At 63.1% G+C, this 15,991-nt stretch carries 13 protein-coding genes and 1 pseudogene; 4 read left to right on the forward strand and 10 right to left on the reverse strand.

Annotated features, from left to right (window positions below):
• The first annotated feature begins 40 nt into the window (after positions 1–40).
• A complete protein-coding gene (locus HAQ05_RS16890) occupies positions 41–349 on the forward strand; it encodes an HU family DNA-binding protein (RefSeq protein ID WP_190422646.1) in 309 nt (102 codons plus the stop codon).
• A gap of 145 nt (positions 350–494) precedes the next feature.
• A complete protein-coding gene (locus HAQ05_RS16895) occupies positions 495–2,366 on the forward strand; it encodes a SurA N-terminal domain-containing protein (protein ID WP_190422647.1) in 1,872 nt (623 codons plus the stop codon).
• A gap of 87 nt (positions 2,367–2,453) precedes the next feature.
• On the opposite strand, the gene HAQ05_RS16900 is transcribed toward HAQ05_RS16895, so the two are convergent.
• From HAQ05_RS16900 to HAQ05_RS16910, 3 genes and pseudogenes are all read right to left on the reverse strand, one after another.
• Positions 2,454–2,711 (reverse strand): PAAR domain-containing protein, encoded by a 258-nt coding sequence (locus HAQ05_RS16900; protein ID WP_190422648.1) that lies wholly within the window; start codon positions 2,709–2,711, stop codon positions 2,454–2,456.
• A 31-nt stretch (positions 2,712–2,742) separates the two neighbouring features.
• Positions 2,743–3,291, reverse strand: a pseudogene (locus HAQ05_RS16905) (protein kinase domain-containing protein); the annotation flags it as partial.
• Between the two features lie 70 nt (positions 3,292–3,361).
• Complete coding sequence (locus HAQ05_RS16910) at positions 3,362–5,773, reverse strand: glucose/quinate/shikimate family membrane-bound PQQ-dependent dehydrogenase (protein WP_190422650.1); 2,412 nt, start codon at positions 5,771–5,773, stop codon at positions 3,362–3,364.
• A 581-nt stretch (positions 5,774–6,354) separates the two neighbouring features.
• Between HAQ05_RS16910 and HAQ05_RS16915 the strand changes: the two genes are divergently transcribed.
• Positions 6,355–6,999, forward strand: coding sequence for a Pr6Pr family membrane protein (locus HAQ05_RS16915; protein WP_190422651.1), 645 nt, complete (start codon positions 6,355–6,357; stop codon positions 6,997–6,999).
• On the opposite strand, the gene HAQ05_RS16920 is transcribed toward HAQ05_RS16915, so the two are convergent.
• The 4 genes from HAQ05_RS16920 to HAQ05_RS16935 all read right to left on the reverse strand — a co-directional run bounded on the left by HAQ05_RS16920 (position 6,963) and on the right by HAQ05_RS16935 (position 11,952).
• On the reverse strand, positions 6,963–7,742 hold the full coding sequence (locus tag HAQ05_RS16920; RefSeq protein WP_420825777.1) for a siderophore-interacting protein: 780 nt from the start codon (positions 7,740–7,742) through the stop codon (positions 6,963–6,965). The two genes, HAQ05_RS16915 and HAQ05_RS16920, sit on opposite strands and share 37 nt — an antisense overlap.
• Positions 7,739–8,251, reverse strand: coding sequence for a PadR family transcriptional regulator (locus HAQ05_RS16925; protein ID WP_190422655.1), 513 nt, complete (start codon positions 8,249–8,251; stop codon positions 7,739–7,741). The genes HAQ05_RS16920 and HAQ05_RS16925 overlap by 4 nt, the downstream gene beginning before the upstream one ends.
• Positions 8,252–8,322: 71 nt before the next feature.
• The gene (locus HAQ05_RS16930) at positions 8,323–11,430 is read right to left on the reverse strand and encodes a transglycosylase domain-containing protein (RefSeq protein WP_190422657.1); all 3,108 of its coding nucleotides are present in this window, start codon (positions 11,428–11,430) and stop codon (positions 8,323–8,325) included.
• A gap of 96 nt (positions 11,431–11,526) precedes the next feature.
• Positions 11,527–11,952, reverse strand: a complete 426-nt coding sequence (locus HAQ05_RS16935) for a VOC family protein (RefSeq protein WP_190422659.1) — start codon at positions 11,950–11,952, stop codon at positions 11,527–11,529.
• A gap of 111 nt (positions 11,953–12,063) precedes the next feature.
• Between HAQ05_RS16935 and HAQ05_RS16940 the strand changes: the two genes are divergently transcribed.
• Entirely contained in the window at positions 12,064–12,915 is an 852-nt protein-coding gene (locus HAQ05_RS16940; protein WP_190422661.1) for a LysR family transcriptional regulator, read from the forward strand.
• Between the two features lie 6 nt (positions 12,916–12,921).
• On the opposite strand, the gene HAQ05_RS16945 is transcribed toward HAQ05_RS16940, so the two are convergent.
• The 3 genes from HAQ05_RS16945 to HAQ05_RS16955 form a co-directional block, all read right to left on the reverse strand.
• Positions 12,922–13,917 (reverse strand): nucleoside hydrolase, encoded by a 996-nt coding sequence (locus HAQ05_RS16945; protein WP_190422663.1) that lies wholly within the window; start codon positions 13,915–13,917, stop codon positions 12,922–12,924.
• Positions 13,896–15,269: a nucleotide 5'-monophosphate nucleosidase PpnN gene (gene ppnN / locus HAQ05_RS16950; RefSeq protein ID WP_190422665.1), complete on the reverse strand. Its 1,374-nt coding sequence runs from the start codon at positions 15,267–15,269 to the stop codon at positions 13,896–13,898. The genes HAQ05_RS16945 and ppnN overlap by 22 nt, the downstream gene beginning before the upstream one ends.
• Before the next feature lie 102 nt (positions 15,270–15,371).
• Positions 15,372–15,908 carry a gluconate 2-dehydrogenase subunit 3 family protein gene (locus tag HAQ05_RS16955; protein WP_190422667.1) on the reverse strand — a complete coding sequence of 179 codons (537 nt, stop codon included), beginning with the start codon at positions 15,906–15,908 and terminating at the stop codon, positions 15,372–15,374.
• Positions 15,909–15,991: the final 83 nt, after the last annotated feature.

Genomic DNA, 15,991 nt, shown 5'->3' on the forward strand with positions numbered 1-15,991 from the left:
TATTTAGAAATAACTCAATAGAGATATAAGGGGACTTAGAGTGAACAAGTCGGAACTGATCGATGCCATCGCCGCATCCGCTGATATCCCGAAAGCCATCGCTGGCCGCGCGCTCGACGCCGTCATCGAATCCGTCACCGGTGCCCTCCAGAAGGGTGACTCCGTCGTGCTGGTGGGTTTCGGTACCTTCGCCGTGAAGGAGCGCGCCGCGCGCACTGGCCGTAATCCGCAAACCGGCAACCCACTCAACATCGAGGCCGCCAAAATCCCGGGCTTCAAGGCAGGTAAGAACCTGAAAGACGCGGTCAACGAGGTTTCGGGCAAGGCCAAGGCCGCCAAGCGTTCATAACTTAGCGGGTGGGCCGTGCCCACCGCATGGGTAGTTCCGAAGCACTCGCTGCGCGAGTTACGAGAAGGCGCATCCCAATGGGTGCGCTTTTTTTATATCCAGGTGTGGGCGAAGGCAAAGATGTGCCGTCGTTTCTGGGGGAAGCATGCTGCAAAACATCAGGGACAATTCACAGGGGTGGATTGCCAAGACCATCATCGGCCTCATCGTCGTACTGATGGCGCTGACTGGCTTCGATGCTATTTTTCGAGCCACCAGCCATAGCCAGGACGCTGCCAAGGTCAATGGCGACGAGATTAGCCAGGCGGACCTCAGCCAAGCGGTCGAAATGCAACGGCGCCAACTGATGCAACAGTTGGGCAAGGATTTCGACCCTTCGCTGCTCGATGACAAACGGCTGCGCGAAGCGGCGCTCAAGGGGTTGATCGAGCGTAAGCTGCTGCTGCAAGGGGCCGTTGATGCCAAGTTCTCGTTCTCTGAAGCGGCGCTGGACCAAGTGATCCTGCAAACACCGGAATTCCAGGTAGACGGCAAGTTCGATGCCGACCGCTTCGACCAGGTGATTCGCCAAATGGGCTTTAGCCGGTTGCAGTTCCGCCAGATGCTGACCGATGAAATGCTGATCGCCCAATTACGCGCGGGCTTGGCGGGCAGCAGCTTCGTAACCGACGCCGACATGCTGGCGTTCGCCCGCCTCGACAAGCAAACCCGCGACTTCGCCAGCCTCAGCTACAAGGCCGACGCGGCTGCGCAAAAGGTCAGCGACGACGAGGTCAAGGCCTACTACGACGAACACGCCAAGGAGTTCATGAGCCCCGACCAAGTCGTGATCGATTACGTGGAGCTTAAAAAGTCCGCCTTCTTCGACCAGGTCAAGGTCAGCGACGAGGACCTGCAGGCCCAGTACCAGAAGGAAATCGCCAACCTGGCCGAGCAGCGCCGTGCCGCGCACATCCTCATCGAAGTCAACGACAAAGTGAGCGACGCCGAGGCCAAGGGCAAGATCGAGGCGATTGCCCAGCGTTTGGCAAAGGGTGAGGATTTCGCCACCGTGGCCAAGCAAACCTCGCAAGACCCTGGTTCTGCCGACAACGGTGGTGACCTCGGCTACTCCGGCAAGGGTGTTTACGACCCCGCATTCGAACAGGCGCTGTACGGTTTGAAACAAGGCGAGGTGTCGCAGCCGGTGCGTACCCCATACGGCTGGCACCTGATCAAGCTGCTGGGCGTGCAGGCCCCGCAAGTGCCCAGCCTGGCGAGCCTGAAAGACAAGATCAGCCGCGAGCTGAAGAGCCAGCAGGTCGAGCAGTTGTACGTCGATGCTGCCAAAAAGCTCGAAGATTCCGCGTTCGAAGCCTCCGACCTGTCCCAGCCCGCCCAGGAACTGGGCCTGAAGGTGCAGACCTCTCAGCCATTCGGCCGCGAGGGCGGCAGCGAGGGTGTGACCGCCAACCGCCAAGTGGTACAGGCCGCATTCAGCACCGAGGTACTGGACGAAGGTGCCAACAGCAACGCCATCGAGCTAGACCCGGAAACCACCGTCGTGGTGCGGGCGAAGGAACATCGCAAACCTGCCCAGCTTTCGCTGGAAGCCGTGAGCGAGCCGATTCGCAAGGAACTGGCCCGTGAAAAGGCCGCCGATGCTGCCAAGGCCAAGGGCGAAGCCCTGATCGCTGGCCTGCGTGACGGCAAAGTTGCCCTGGCCACGAGCCAAGACGGCCAGGCCTGGAAGGTGAGCGAGGCAGCCACCCGCAACCAGGACGGTGTCGACCCCAAGGTGTTGCAGCAGGTGTTCCGGATGCCGAAGCCCGCGAACGGCAAGCCAACCTTCGCCGGCATCACCCTGAGCGACGGCAGCTACACGGTAATCCGCCTTAACGGGGTGAACGAAGGGCCGGAGCCTACCGATGAGGAGAAGAACCAGTACCGCCAGTTCCTCGCTTCACGCAAAGGCCAGCAGGATTTCGCGAGCTATCGCCAACTGTTGGAAAGCAAGGCCAAGATAGAGCGGTATTAATCTGGCAGTGCATGAAGAAAGGCCGCGAAAGCGGCCTTTCTTCTTTATACGACCTAAAGGCGGTAAACCTACCGGTTTAGTGGGCGTTTACCCGACGCTCCAACGGGGTTCCCCTTCTATCAGCGTGCCCCCATGGCTGGTTTTGTCGCCCAGCCGGGCTGCGGGCTGGCCCTCGATCAGCGTGTGTTCAGCGCCTGTCTCGATCAGCGCGCCGCAACTGGTTCGATCCCCCACGCGGGCGATAGCACGGCCGCCCACGGCGGCGCTGCACGCACCTGTTTCAACGGTGCCATTACCATGAATGGGGCACGCGTGCAGGTGACCAACCAGTACGATGGGTTTCATGCGGTAATCCTCTAGGTGGTGTATATCGAATTCACGATGTGAAAGCATTACTCGCCTTCTGCCAGGGCCATAGGCGCGATGCCGGGCGGCGGAAGGCATCGAGTAGTTCAGCACAACTGCCCCGCCGGTCGGGCTCATCGAAGGCCAGGGCGGTGCGTAACGCATGCCAGCAATGGCGAGGCATGTCAGTGGGGCGCTGTAGGCGCTTTTCCAGTTGCTGCTCCCGAGCTTGCAGGGAACCGAGCCGGGAAAATGGATGTTGGCCGTTGGCCAATTCCACTAGCACGCAGGCTAGGCCAAATACATCCGCAGTGGCCGACAGCGGCGCGCCTTCAAGTATTTCTGGGGCGGCATAGCAAGGTGTCCATGCGGCGATTCGGCTGCGGCATAACCGGGGAAGGCCAGGTAGCAGCCCTTCCATGGGCCGCCCCAGGCCAAAGTCGAACAGGCGTAAGCCGCCCTCGGCGAACATGATATTGCTTGGCTTCAGGTCACCGTGCAGCACCCCTTGCTCGTGGCAATGGCAAAGCGCTTCGAGCAAGGGGATAGCAATGCGTTGCAGCTCACCCCAAGCTAGACCATAGCGTGGAATGGCAGGCGAAAACAAAAACGGCGCCCCAAAGGGCGCCGCTCTCACTTCACACCAACGATCATTCCGGCAAAGCAAACGCCATCACATAATCGCCTTGCTTGGTGCCCAGCGAGCCATGGCCACCGGCAACCACGAGCACGTACTGGCGCCCGTCCTTACCGGTATAGGTCATGGGTGTGGTCTGTGCCCCGGCCGGCAAACGGCCTTCCCACAGTTGCTTACCGTTGCTGATGTCATAGGCACGCAGGTACTGGTCCAGGGTGCCGCTTAAGAACCCTACACCGCCGGCGGTCACGAAGGTGCCACCCAGGCTGGGTACGCCCATCGGCAAGGGCATGGGTACCGGCGAGCTGTCGCGCACGGTGCCGTTTTTGTGTTTCCAGATCACTTTGTGGGTGCCCAGGTCCACGGCGGCGACGTAGCCCCAAGCCGGGGCTTGGCAGGGCAGGCCGACCTTCGACAAGAACGGTTCGAGGATCACGCCGTAAGGTGCGCCTTTGTTAGGTTGCACGCCTTCGGTTTCGCTTTTGCGGGTGGGGCCGCCTTCAACGGCTTCACGCGGCACCAGCTTAGACTTGAACGCCATGTAGTCGGGGTTGACGAAGGCCACTTGGCGTACCGGGTCCACCGAGATGCCGCCCCAGTCGAACACACCGAAGTTGCCGGGGTACACGATCGAGCCTTGCAGCGACGGCGGGGTGTAGATGCCGTCGTAGCGCAGCGAGCGGAAGTCGATGCGGCACAGCATTTGGTCGAACGGGGTCACGCCCCACATGTCCTTCTCACGAAGGGTTGCCGGCATGAAGTTCAGTTCCGACATGGGTTGGGTCGGTGAGGTGTGGTCACCTTCGACCGCGCCTTGCGGTACCGGGGTTTCATTGATCGGCACAATCGGCTGGCCGGTGCTGCGGTCCAGCACGTAGATGCTGCCCTGCTTGGTCGAGGCCATCAGCGCCGGCTTGATGCCGTCGGCGGTCTTGATGTCGACCAGGCTGGGCTGGCCGCCTACGTCCATGTCCCACAGGTCGTGGTGGGTGAATTGGTAGGTCCAACGCACTTGGCCGCTGGCGATGTCCAGGGCGGTCACGCCGGCGCTGTACTTCTCGGCCTCTGGCGTGCGGTTGCCGCCCCACTGGTCAGGCATCTGGTTGCCCATGGGCAAGTAGAGCATGCCGGCTTTTTCGTCCACGGCCATCAGCGACCACATGTTCGGCGAGTTGCGCGTGTAATGCTCGCCCGGGCCGATAGGGGTGGTTTTCTCCGGGTTGCCGCTGTCCCAGTTCCATACCAGGTGGCCGTCGTGCACGTCGAACGCGCGGATTACGCCGGAGGGCTCGTCGGTGGAGACGTTGTCGGTCACGTGGCCGCCAATGATCACCAGGTCTTTGGTGACCGCCGGCGGAGAAGTGGAATAGTAACCGCCGGCGGCGAAGGTGCCGATGTTGGCGGAAAGGTCGATAGAGCCTTTGTTGCCAAAACCTTCGCACTCTTTGCCGGTGTCGGCGTCCAGCGCGATCAGGCGGGTATCGGCGGTGGGCACAAACAGGCGTTTCGGGCAACTGCTGCTGGCGGGGCTGGCCGGGGCCGCTGCGCCGTTATCGTTGGCCGCTTGGGCGTAGGCGGCATCGTCGTGGTAGCTCACGCCACGGCAGGTCATGTGCGCCCAACCACGGAAGTTCTCGGCACCCTGGGTGCTGATCTTCGGATCGAAGCGCCAGATTTCCTTGCCGGTGTCGGGGTCGAGGGCAATCACCTGGCTGTGCGGGGTGCACACGTAGAGCATGCCGTTGACTTTGAGCGGGGTGTTTTCCGCGGTGGTTTCGCCGGGGTCGTTCGCGCCGGGGATGTCGCCAGTGCGGTACTGCCAAGCGGGCTTGAGCTGGCTGACGTTGCTGGTGTTGATCTGGTTCAGCGGCGAGTAACGGTCACCGAAGGCGGTGCGGCCGTAAGACTGCCAGTCGCCATCAGGCTGGGCGGGGGCGGTACTGGCGGTGCCGGCACTCTGGCGGTCGAGCTGGCCGGTGATTTCACCCGGGTTGGTGAACTGGCTGGCGACGGCGGTGGCACCGGCGAGGATTACCGCAACGCCAAGGGTACCGGTGCCCAATGCGTAGGGCTGGCCCAAGGTGAGCGGCTTGCGAAACCATGGCAGCCACAGCACGATGCCGAGGGCGAACCACAGCGCCAGGCGCGGTACCAGTTCCCACCAGCTCAGGCCCACTTCCCACAGCGCCCACACGGTGCTGGCGAACAGCACCAGGGCATACAGCGGCAGTGCGGAACGTTTGCCGGCGATGAGCAAAATGCCGGTAACCAGGATGCCGAGGCCGGCGATAAGGTAGTAGAGCGAGCCGCTCGCCTTGGCCAGTACAACGCCGCCAACCACGAGAGCCAGGCCCATCAGCACAAAGAGCAGGCCGAGCAAGCTCGGCAGTATGCGCTTTGAGCCCCAGGCACTTTCAGTGCTCATAAGGGTTTCTCCATTCTAATGATGATGTCGTGAGGGTAGTTCAGAAAAGTCTTACAACCAATTGCTGAGGTTGCTAACAGAACGAATAGTTCGTCGAGGAATACAACTGGCTACTCAGGTATCGTGCTGAAGTGTTTCAGCCCGAAGTGGCGGGGAGGATATAGCGGCCCGGCCAGCAGGCCAAGGCTTTGAAGAGGAAGGGTATTTCTCTAAAGGCGCAATAATGGAACGCCTCGCGGCAGCGGAGCCCATCCACAACCCCGCGGCCACGCGGGCATGCAGCGCGCGGTTGAATCGAAGCGCGCGCCTGGCTTTGAGCCGCCACCGCGCCCCGGCGTTGGGGCGATGGCACGTAGGAAAAATCTGGCAAAAAGCCCCCACGCAGTGCCCAGCCGTTTTGAATACTTCGCCGGGGTTTCGCCCTCGATGAAGGCGCATTTTGCCGATGCCGAAGCAGCAACCCAAGAGGGGAGCAGGGTCACGGCGTTACCGCTTGCGGTTTCGTTTTCCGGGGGTGGGTGTGTATTTTGCTCGGCAAGCGGTACGCTGCGGCCTTTATGGGTGAAGAGGCAAGGGGCGGTATGCGAAGGCGGTCATGGATCGCGGCGTTGGCGGCATTGGGTTGGTTCGCCCTGGCGTTGCAGTTGTACCTGGTGCTGGCGGTGCGGTACGAGGTGCAGGCCAGCCTGCTGGGCGGGCTGGTGCACTTTTTCAGTTACTTTACGGTGTTGTCCAACACCCTGGCGGCGGCGCTGTTCACCGCGCAGGCCAGCCACAGCAACACCGCCACGGCGGTTTGGCTGCGCCGGCCGGCGGTGGCCGGTTGGGTAACGGCGAGCATCCTGCTGGTGGGCATCGCCTACAGCTTGCTGCTGCGTAGCCTGTGGCAACCGCAAGGCTGGCAATGGCTGGCCAACGAACTGCTGCACGATGCCATGCCGGTGCTGTGCTTGGGGTTCTGGTGGTGGGTGGTGCCGCGTGGGCACCTGCGGGCGTGGCATGTGCCGCTGTGGGCGCTGTACCCACTGGGGTATTTCGCCTTCACCCTGCTGCGCGGTGCCTCCATTGGCGTGTGGCCATACCCCTTCGTGGACGTCAGCAGCCTGGGCCTGGGCCGGGTGTTCATTAATGCCCTGGGGGTACTGGCAGGGTTTCTCGGCATTGCCACGCTGCTGCTGATGGTAGACCGTTATGCGTCGGCTTCGCTGCCTTCGGCGCGCCAGTAACCGGCGGCCTTGACCCCGTTTTCGTCGAGCCGATGGTGGTCGAGTAGCAGCCGCCGTACCTGGCGAGACAGCGCCGCCTCGGTGGCGACCCAGGCCCACAGGCTGCCCGCGGGCAATTGCAGGCCAGCCACTACGCCGAGCAGGTCCGCCTTGTGCCGCTCTACCCACACCACTTGTAGGCTTGCCGCGCTGTGCAGTGGCTGGCGTTCGGCGGCGTCTTCGATTTGCACCACTACCAGTGCCTCGCGGTGGGCCGGTAGCTCCTCAAGGCGGCGGGCGATGGCGGGCAAGGCGGTTTCGTCGCCGATCAGCAGGTAGCTGTCGAAGATATCCGGCACGATCAATGACCCCCGCGGGCCGGCCAGGTGCAGGCTATCGCCCGGCTTGGCGTGCTCGGCCCAGGTCGAGGCGGGGCCGTCTCCGTGGATTACGAAATCGATGTCCAACTCGCCGTTTTCCAAGTCGATACGGCGCGGGGTGTAGTCGCGCATGGCAGGTTTCGGCCCGGGGTGCTCAACGCCCGGCTGCCAATAGGCCAGGGCGGCCTCTTGCTCCGGTGTTTGGGCGAACAATAGCTTGACGTGGTCGTCTGCGCCCAGGCTCAGAAACCCCGCCAGCTCTGGGCCGCCCAAGGTGATACGGCGCATGCGCGGGGTCAGTTCGGCCACCCGCACTACCTGCAGGCGGCGGCGTTTTATTTCATGCATAACGCGATGGAGGGCGGATGCTTGGGTCATGTTCATGCCTCGCTGAGGGGGCCGCCGGCGATGGCGCGGGCAGTGGCGTTGAGCAGGTCGCGTACCCGCGTGATTTCATCGGGGGTCCAGCGCCCATGGTGCATTTGCAGGGCGTGGCGTAGGTTGTGCACGGCTTCGTGGATGGCTTCCGGGCGATCATGGCCGCGCAGCGAGCGGCGGCTGACGGCGATGCGTTCACGGGCCCCTTCCAGGGCGACGCCCTGCTCGGCCAGGTAGTGGCGGCCGGCCTCGGTGAGGCTGTAGCGCTTCTTGGCGCCTGCGCTGTCGGCGGCGATGAGGTCGCTTTCTTCAAGGAAGGTCAAGGTCGGGTAGATCACCCCGGGGCTGGGGCTGTAGCGCCCATCGAACGTGGCTTCGATTTTGCGGATCAAGTCATAGCCATGGCAGGGCTCGGCGCCAAGCATGTCGAGCAACAGCAGTTTAAGGTCACCCGGGGCGAATACCCGTGGGCCACGGCCAGCGCGTTCGCGGCCGGGGAGATGGCGGTCTCGCATCTTGAGGTTTCTCGGTGGGGGGCTTTTAAGGTGGCTATAAGATATACCTTAAGATATATCTTAAGTAAAGCCTACCCCGTTGGGCCTCCCGCGGGTGGTTTGCACGCCTGGCCTGCCGCGGCGTTCAAATACGGCTGCAGAATCGGCGCCATGCCCTTGAGCACCTGTACCGGCAAGGCAGAGGTGAAGTGGAAGTTGGCCGAGGCCTTGCCGGGCACGAATGCGGTAAGCGTGCCGAAGTAGCGGTCGCCCAGGTAGAACACGAAGGTGCCCGTGCGGTTTATGGCGCGCGAGCCCACCAGCCGGCCGCCGCTGCCAAAGCTTTCGACGCGGTTATCGCCGGTGCCGGTTTTTCCACCCATGGCCATCGGTGTGCCGTCGGGTTGGGTAAACACATTGGCCACCCGCCGCGCGGTGCCATCGGCCACCACCCCGCCGAGCGCCGCGCGCAGGGCCTGGGCCACTTCCACCGGCATCACCCGTTCGGCGCGGTCGGTGGCCGCGCCCACGCGTGTTTCAAAGGGTGTGCCTTGGGCAAAATGCAGTTGGTCGATGCGCAGGCTTGGCAGGCGCACGCCGTCGTTGAGGATGATCCCGACCAATTCCGCCAAGGCGGCGGGGCGGTCGCCCGAGCTGCCGATGGCGGTGGCCAGCGATGGCACCAAATGGTCGAAGGGGTAACCCACTTGCTGCCAGCGGCGGTGGATGTCGGTAAAGGCCTCGATCTCGATCATCGTACGGATACGGCTGTCGCGGGCGCTTTGGTGTTTGCTGTTGAACAGCCAGCCGTACACTTCCTGGCGCTCTTGGGTGCTGGCCGCGAGTGCTTGGTCGAGGCTAGCGTCAGGGTGTTCGAGCAGGTAGCCCAGCAACCAGAGGTCTAGCGGGTGCACGCGGGCGATATAGCCTTGGTCGGGCAGGGCGTAGGCACCGGGCCCGTATTGATCGTAAAGCTGGCCCAGCCGCTTGGGCGTGAGCGCCGTGGCCTTCCAGTGTTCGCCAATAAAACTGTCGAATTGGGCCCCCGGTGCCTGCGGGAACAGGTAGCGGTACACCGCCGCCAGCCGCACCGGGGTCGTGCGCAGGCCATCGAGGAAGGTGGCCAGGCGCTCGCCGCCGCTTTTACCGTCGTACTTGCGCCAGAAGCGGCGCAGGTATTCGGTGCCCTCACGGTCGGCAAAGCGCGCCAGGTACTCTTGGCGGCGCGGGTCTTGGTCGTTCTTCAGCAACTGGGCACTGTTGTTCGGCGCTTGGTAGAGCGTGTAACGCACTACATCGCGCATCAGCCGAATAAACGGCAAATTGATCGATTCGCGCAGCGCTTGCTTGAGCGTAGGGGTGCGGTCGTTATCCTGCCGGCGGAAGTTTCCGAACACGTGCACCCCGCCACCGGTAAAGAACCGCTCGCCGGGGTTGGCCGAGTACTTGCGCTCAAGCGCCGCATCGAGCATGCCTTGCAGGCTGCCGCCGCGGTGGCTGCCTAGGTAGTCCAGTGCCCAGTGGCTGAGGCGGTCTTGTGGGTCGATCCCTGCGGCCAGGCGATGCAGCTCGGCTGGGTTTTTATCGCTGTAGCGAGCATGCAGCTCGGCGATAATTTGCAAGTAGCTGGTCATTACCCGCAGTTTGGCGGTGGAACCCAATTCCAGCTTGCTGCCTTCGTTGATGTCGAAGGGTTGGTCAGTGCTGTCGGTTTGCACCCGCACCCGCGCCGCACCGCCGCTGTTTTCGAACAAGGTAAACGCGTACTTGACGGCCTCGGTGCTGCTGGGGGTCAACAAGCTTTCGCCGACCAGCCCGGTTTGCTGGGCGAAGGTTGGGTCCGCCAAATGCTTGAGGTAGTCGCTGGCCTGGCTTTGCAACTGCGCGTTGAGGCTGCTGGTGGCCGTAAGGTCCAGCCGGTCGAGGTCGTACAGTGGCTCATCGAGAAGCCCGGCCAGGCGGCCACGGGTAACCACAGTGGCCTTGTCGTTGCTATAGGGCTCCCAGGTGGGCTCTTTGGCCCAGTCGCGCCAATGCAATTGGCTTTGCAGGGCATAGGTAGCCTGCTCATTGCTGATGATGCCCTGGCCGGCGAGCAGGCGAATGTGCGCGTCGGTAAGGGTGTTCAGTTCACCGTGGCCGCGGCTTAAAAAGTGCGAGGGCCGGCGCTGGGCGATCATCAATGACAGCACCTGGCGCAGCGCCAGGCCGCGGGCCTTCAAGGAGCCGACGTCATCGCCCTGGCTGCTGAGGATCACATTGGTTTTATCGAAGTCGGCGCCATACCACACCCGTAGGCCCTCAGCCAGGCCGTGCACTTCGCCATGGCCAGGCACCGCAGACAACGGCACGCTGTTGAGGTAGTCGCGTACCACGTTCTGCCGCGCTTTCAACGTGTTTGGCCCGTTTTGGTAGGCGCGCACGCTGGCCGAGAACATCTGCCGCAGTTTTTCTGGGCCAGAGTCGGTCAGCCCACCGGGGGAGTGGCGGTATTTTTCCAGTTGGGTGGCCAGGGTACTGCCGCCGGCTGACTGGCCGGGCAGGCCGAGCGCATGGGCCACCTGCGACCACGCGGCCTTGGCGAAGCGCGGCCAGTCGACCGCCGGGTTGAGCGTAGGGCGGCGGGCGTCGAGCAGGTTGCGGTCTTCGATGAACAGCAAACTGTTGACCACCAACGGCGGGATGTCGCCAAACTGTTTATATAACTGCAGCGGGTACTTGAAGTCGTAGATCGGTACGCCGCGGCAGTCGTCGATGTGCAGGCCCGCCTGGGGTTTTTCCGGGTAGGGCACGAACAACCCGCGGTTGGCATAGCGTTGCAGGGCAGAAGAAAAGCGTACCTGCTCCAGCACTTGGTAGTTGCGTTTTTGCAAACGTTCGAGGAAGGCGCCCAGGTGGCTGTAGCCCAAGCGCTCATCGAAAGGGCCATTGCTGGGGTATACGACGGCGTCGCTGGCCCCGGGGCGCAATTGCCACCCCAGGCTCGCCGCCAGGCGGCTGAATTCGCGGGCCTGAAGGCGTGAGTTGTACATTTCCTGGCGGGCGGCATAACCGCCGCCCAGCACCACGATCGTCCCGATCAGGGCCACCACCGGCCAGCGCCGCCGGGGGCGCCGCGGGCCGGGCTCAGGGGCCTGCGCGGGCGCCTGCTCCGTGCTGAGGTTCGGCTTGCCTGGCTGGCTGTTCCACAATACGCCCATGGGTCAGGTCTGCTCACTTCTACACCGGGGTGCTGACTTAGAGCGTAACTGGCCCGCAGAGTGCCGCTTGGTTTCCCTTGCCGCTGCGTTTAGGCGTTACCGGGCGAACAATTGGCTCATATCCTTGAACGCTTTGAATTCCAGTGCATTGCCGCAGGGGTCGAACAGAAACATCGTGGCTTGCTCGCCCACCTGCCCCTTGAAGCGCACGTAGGGCTCGATCACGAAGGCAGTATCGCGCGCCCGCAGGCGTTCGGCCAAGGCTTCCCACTCCGGCCAACTGAGTACGATACCGAAATGCGGCACGGGCACATCGTGGCCATCTACCGCATTGGTATGGGCCGCCTGTTGGGAAGGGGTCTTGGGGTGCTCATGGATCACCAACTGGTGGCCGTAAAAGTCGAAATCGACCCAGTGGTCGCTGGAGCGCCCTTCGGCCAGGCCGAAGACATCACCGTAGAAGTGGCGTGCGGCGGGCAGGTCGTAAACGGGGATAGCCAAGTGAAACGGTGACAGGCTCATAGGGTGTTCTCATCGAGGTTCACGGTGGGCCATTCTTACCCATTGGAAATTCGATGCAAAGCGGATAGTTTTGTAGCTGAGCAGCAAAAATATTGTGCCTGGGGCCTTGCCATGATCCGCGAACTTCGCACTTTTTTAGCCGCTGCCCGGCGTGGCAGTTTCGTTGGCGCTGGGCAACAGATAGGGCTTACGCCTTCGGCGGTCAGCGCGCAGTTGCGCAACCTTGAACAGGCGCTGGGGGTGCAACTGTTCGAGCGCAGCGCCCGTGCGGTGCAATTGAGTGCCGCGGGCCAACGCGCCGTGCCGCTGGCGGAGGAAATCCTGGCGTTGTTCGCCCGCATGGGCGCTGCGCCAGGTGAGGGTGCCCAGCGTGGCACGTTGCGCATCGGCGCGATCAACACCGCCCAAACGGGCTTGTTGGCGCCGGCCTTGGTGCGGCTGCGTGAGCGTGCCCCAGCGGTGGAAGTACAACTGGTACCGGGGGTGTCGCTGAACCTACTGGCGCAGGTGGATGCGGCTGAACTTGACCTGGCCATTTTGATTCGCCCACCGTTCCCGCTGCCGAAGGAATTGGAAGCCACCCTGCTGGCCGAGGAGCCGTTCGTGCTGGCAGTGCCGGCCGGCGTGCCGGGCGATTGCCCGCTTACTCTGCTGCGCGAACAGCCGTTTATTCGTTACGAGCGTGCCTCGTTCGGCGGCCGCCAGGTCAGCCGCTTCTTGTTGGCGCAGCGGCTCAACCCGCGGCAGGTGCTGGAGCTCGATGAACTCGACGCGATCATCCGCATGGTCCAGAGCGGCCTCGGGGTGGCGCTGATCCCCCGCGCCGGTTTGTGGCTGGCAAACCCTGTTGGCCTGCGCGTGCTGCCGCTGGGTGAGTGGGCGTTCAGCCGCGAGCTGGTGCTGGTGGCGCCGCGCCGAGCCTCCCCGTTGCAGCGGCTGTTCACCGAGTGCGTGTTGGCTTGAACGCGCTCAGGGCAAACGTGCCAGCCGTTCGGTCAGCAGGTCGAAAAAACCTTCGGCATCGCCGTCGGTGACCCAATGCACATTGGCTGGCTGCTTGAGCGAACCGTAGTAATCGGCCAAGGTTTGGCCGAAGCCCACACCGTCGCGGGCATCGATAGCCATATACAGGTCGCGGCCCTTGAACAGGTGTGGCTTGAGTAAGTAAGCGATCACCGTGGCGTCGTGCACGGGGCCGCCAGGCAGGCCGTAGTGATCGATGTCGTGTTGGGCGTAACAACGGATGATGTCGTATACGCGGCTACCGGCTTGGTTACCCAACTGGCGGATGCGCGCCAGGCGTGCCTCGCTGGTAAGGATCTTATGGGTAACATCCAGCGGTAGATAGGTCAATTTCACCCCGCTGGCGAGTACCACCTTGGCCGCCTGGGGGTCGGCAAACAGGTTGAATTCGGCCACCGGGCTCACATTGCCGCCGTTGAAGTGCGCACCGCCCATCACCACCACCTGCTTGATCCCTTGCACGATGCTCGGGGCTTGGCCCAGCGCCAGGGCCAAGTTGGTCTGTGGGCCGAGCAGCGCCAGGGTGATGCTGTGGGGCGCGGCGGCCTTGAGTGTTTCGACCAGGTACTGCACCGCAGTGCCTTCGGCCAGCGGTTCGCCCGGCTCGTACACCGGTACGCCAGGCAAGCCTTCCTCACCGTGAACGTTGGCCGCATAGAGCGGCGTGCGCACCAGTGGGCGGCTAGCGCCGGCGTAAACCGGCACCTCTTCGCGGTGTGCCCACTCCCGCACCAGCCGCGCGTTGCGCGAGGTTTTCCCCAGGGGCACATTGCCGGCTACGGTAGTAATGGCGCGCAGGTTCAGTTCCGCGGGCGATGCCATGGCCAAAAACAGCGCCACCACATCGTCCGCCCCTGGGTCGGTGTCGATGATCAGGTCGATCGGTTGCGCCGCCTGAACCGGCAAGCGCGGGGCCAAGGTTACGACACCACCCGGTAACACGGCACGTAGGCCGCGCCGCCTGGTAGTTTCATGCGGTGTTGCTCCACGAACGCCTGCAGCAGTTGATCCAGCGGCTGCATGATTTCGCGGTCGCCATGGATTTCATAAGGGCCGTGTCGTTCGATCAGGCGGATGCCTTTGTCTTTTACGTTGCCGGCCACTATGCCGGAAAACGCCCGGCGCAAGTTGGCCGCCAATTGATGGGGCGGCGACGATTTGCGCAGCGCCAACTTGGCCATGTTGGCGTGCGTTGGGTCGAACGGATGCTGGAAGCTGTCTTCGATCTTGAGCAGCCAGTTGAAGTGAAAGGCGTCGTTGCGCTCGCGCCGAAAACGCTTCACGGCCAGCAGCCCCTCGGCCATTTGCCGCGCCACTTCGTCTGGGTCGGCAATGATGATGCGGTAATAGCCCCTGGCCGCTTCGCCCAAGGTGGCGCCGACGAAAGCGTCCAGTTGCTCCAGGTACGCCGCCGCGCTGCGTGGGCCGGTGAGGATCACCGGGAAGGGCAGTTCGCGGTTTTCTGGGTGCATCAGGATGCCCAGCAGGTAGAGGAACTCTTCCGCGGTACCAGCCCCGCCAGGGAAAATGATGATGCCATGGCCCACCCGCACGAAGGCTTCCAGGCGTTTTTCGATGTCTGGCAGTATCACCAACTCGTTCACGATCGGGTTGGGCGCCTCGGCGGCGATGATCCCCGGTTCGGTCAGGCCCAGGTAGCGGCCGCCGTTCATGCGCTGCTTGGCGTGGGCAATGGTCGCACCCTTCATCGGGCCTTTCATTACCCCGGGGCCGCAGCCGGTGCAAATGTCGAGCTTGCGCAGGCCCAGCGCGTGGCCCACTTTCTTGGTGTACTTGTACTCTTCGGTATTGATCGAGTGCCCGCCCCAGCACACCACCATTTTCGGCTCCAGGCCCGCGCGCAAGGTGCGGGCATTGCGCAGCAGGTGGAATACGTAGTCGGTGATGCCGCTTGAGCTGGCCAGGTCGAACTGTAAATCACCCAGTTCGTTTTCCGTATAAATGATGTCGCGCAGGGCGCTGAAGAGCATCTCGCGGGTGCTGGCGATCATTTCGCCGTCGACGAAGGCATCGGCGGGGGCATTGAGTAGCTCCAGGCGCACGCCGCGGTCTTGCTGGTGAATACGCACCTCGAAGTCCTTGTAGGCGTCGAGGATGGTCTTGGCGTTATCGACATGGGCGCCGGTGTTGAGAATGGCCAGGGCGCACTGGCGGAACAGTTGATAGATGCTGCCGGAACCGGCTTCGCTCAGTTGTTGCACTTCGCGGTGAGAGAGTACTTCAAGGCTGCCTTTAGGGCTCACTTGGGCGTTGATGACATTTTGTTTAGCCATGCTGGAATCCTTATCAGCGACACCCGCGCCCACGAACGCTACGGCTTGAACGAACGCACAAGCGGGCATCGAACGGCGCCGCCACTACGAAGGCGCCTGGGGCTATTCTTGGCAGGGTCCGGCGGGGAATGCAAACGAGCCGACGATACTCGCCGAGGGCCAGGCGGCCGGGTGGCTGTAGTACACGGTAGAGACATCGCGCAGCAGGCGCTGGTGGAAGAACACCTGTGGGGCGACTTTGCCCCAGGCCGGGTGGCCGAGCAGGCCGCTGCGCATGGCATGCACCAGCGCGTCTTGTTCAGTCCCACGCAGGTCGGCGAAGCCTTTGCCGTAGCGCTCACGGGCTTCGCTGTCGAGGGCGCCCAGGGCCAAGCGCCAGGTATCGCGCGGCGCCAGTTGCCCCGGTGCGCTGCCCTCATCGAGGTTGGCGTAGCAGCGGGCGTCGAGCAGTGCCGCCAGCGGCACCGCCACACGCGGTGTGGCTTGGGGCAGCACGCGGTCGCACAGTGCTTCGAGGGTGCGGCTTTGCTGCTCGTCGAAAAACAACGGCCCGCGGCGCAACGTGACCTCACGGTCCAACAGCGGCGTAGGCATCGAGGGGTATTGCTCGACGTAGTGCAAAGTCGCGTCGCGGGCCATGGAAAAACCTCGGGCTGCATGGCGTTGATGTAAATGCTCCGTTACTAGACCCCTAAGGTTTTGAGAAGGTTCGTTTTTGGGCA

The sequence above is a fragment of the Pseudomonas typographi genome, assembly GCF_014694385.1.
Lineage (GTDB): Bacteria > Pseudomonadota > Gammaproteobacteria > Pseudomonadales > Pseudomonadaceae > Aquipseudomonas > Aquipseudomonas typographi.

Bases quoted from the DNA above. Each gene is read 5' to 3' on its own strand.
- HAQ05_RS16895 (WP_190422647.1), top strand. From the start codon at position 495: ATGCTGCAAAACATCAGGGACAATTCACAGGGGTGGATTGCCAAGACC.
- HAQ05_RS16900 (WP_190422648.1), bottom strand. From the start codon at position 2,711: ATGAAACCCATCGTACTGGTTGGTCACCTGCACGCGTGCCCCATTCAT.
- HAQ05_RS16910 (WP_190422650.1), bottom strand. From the start codon at position 5,773: ATGAGCACTGAAAGTGCCTGGGGCTCAAAGCGCATACTGCCGAGCTTG.
- HAQ05_RS16915 (WP_190422651.1), top strand. From the start codon at position 6,355: ATGCGAAGGCGGTCATGGATCGCGGCGTTGGCGGCATTGGGTTGGTTC.
- HAQ05_RS16920 (WP_420825777.1), bottom strand. From the start codon at position 7,742: ATGAACATGACCCAAGCATCCGCCCTCCATCGCGTTATGCATGAAATA.
- HAQ05_RS16925 (WP_190422655.1), bottom strand. From the start codon at position 8,251: ATGCGAGACCGCCATCTCCCCGGCCGCGAACGCGCTGGCCGTGGCCCA.
- HAQ05_RS16930 (WP_190422657.1), bottom strand. From the start codon at position 11,430: ATGGGCGTATTGTGGAACAGCCAGCCAGGCAAGCCGAACCTCAGCACG.
- HAQ05_RS16935 (WP_190422659.1), bottom strand. From the start codon at position 11,952: ATGAGCCTGTCACCGTTTCACTTGGCTATCCCCGTTTACGACCTGCCC.
- HAQ05_RS16940 (WP_190422661.1), top strand. From the start codon at position 12,064: ATGATCCGCGAACTTCGCACTTTTTTAGCCGCTGCCCGGCGTGGCAGT.
- ppnN (WP_190422665.1), bottom strand. From the start codon at position 15,269: ATGGCTAAACAAAATGTCATCAACGCCCAAGTGAGCCCTAAAGGCAGC.
- HAQ05_RS16955 (WP_190422667.1), bottom strand. From the start codon at position 15,908: ATGGCCCGCGACGCGACTTTGCACTACGTCGAGCAATACCCCTCGATG.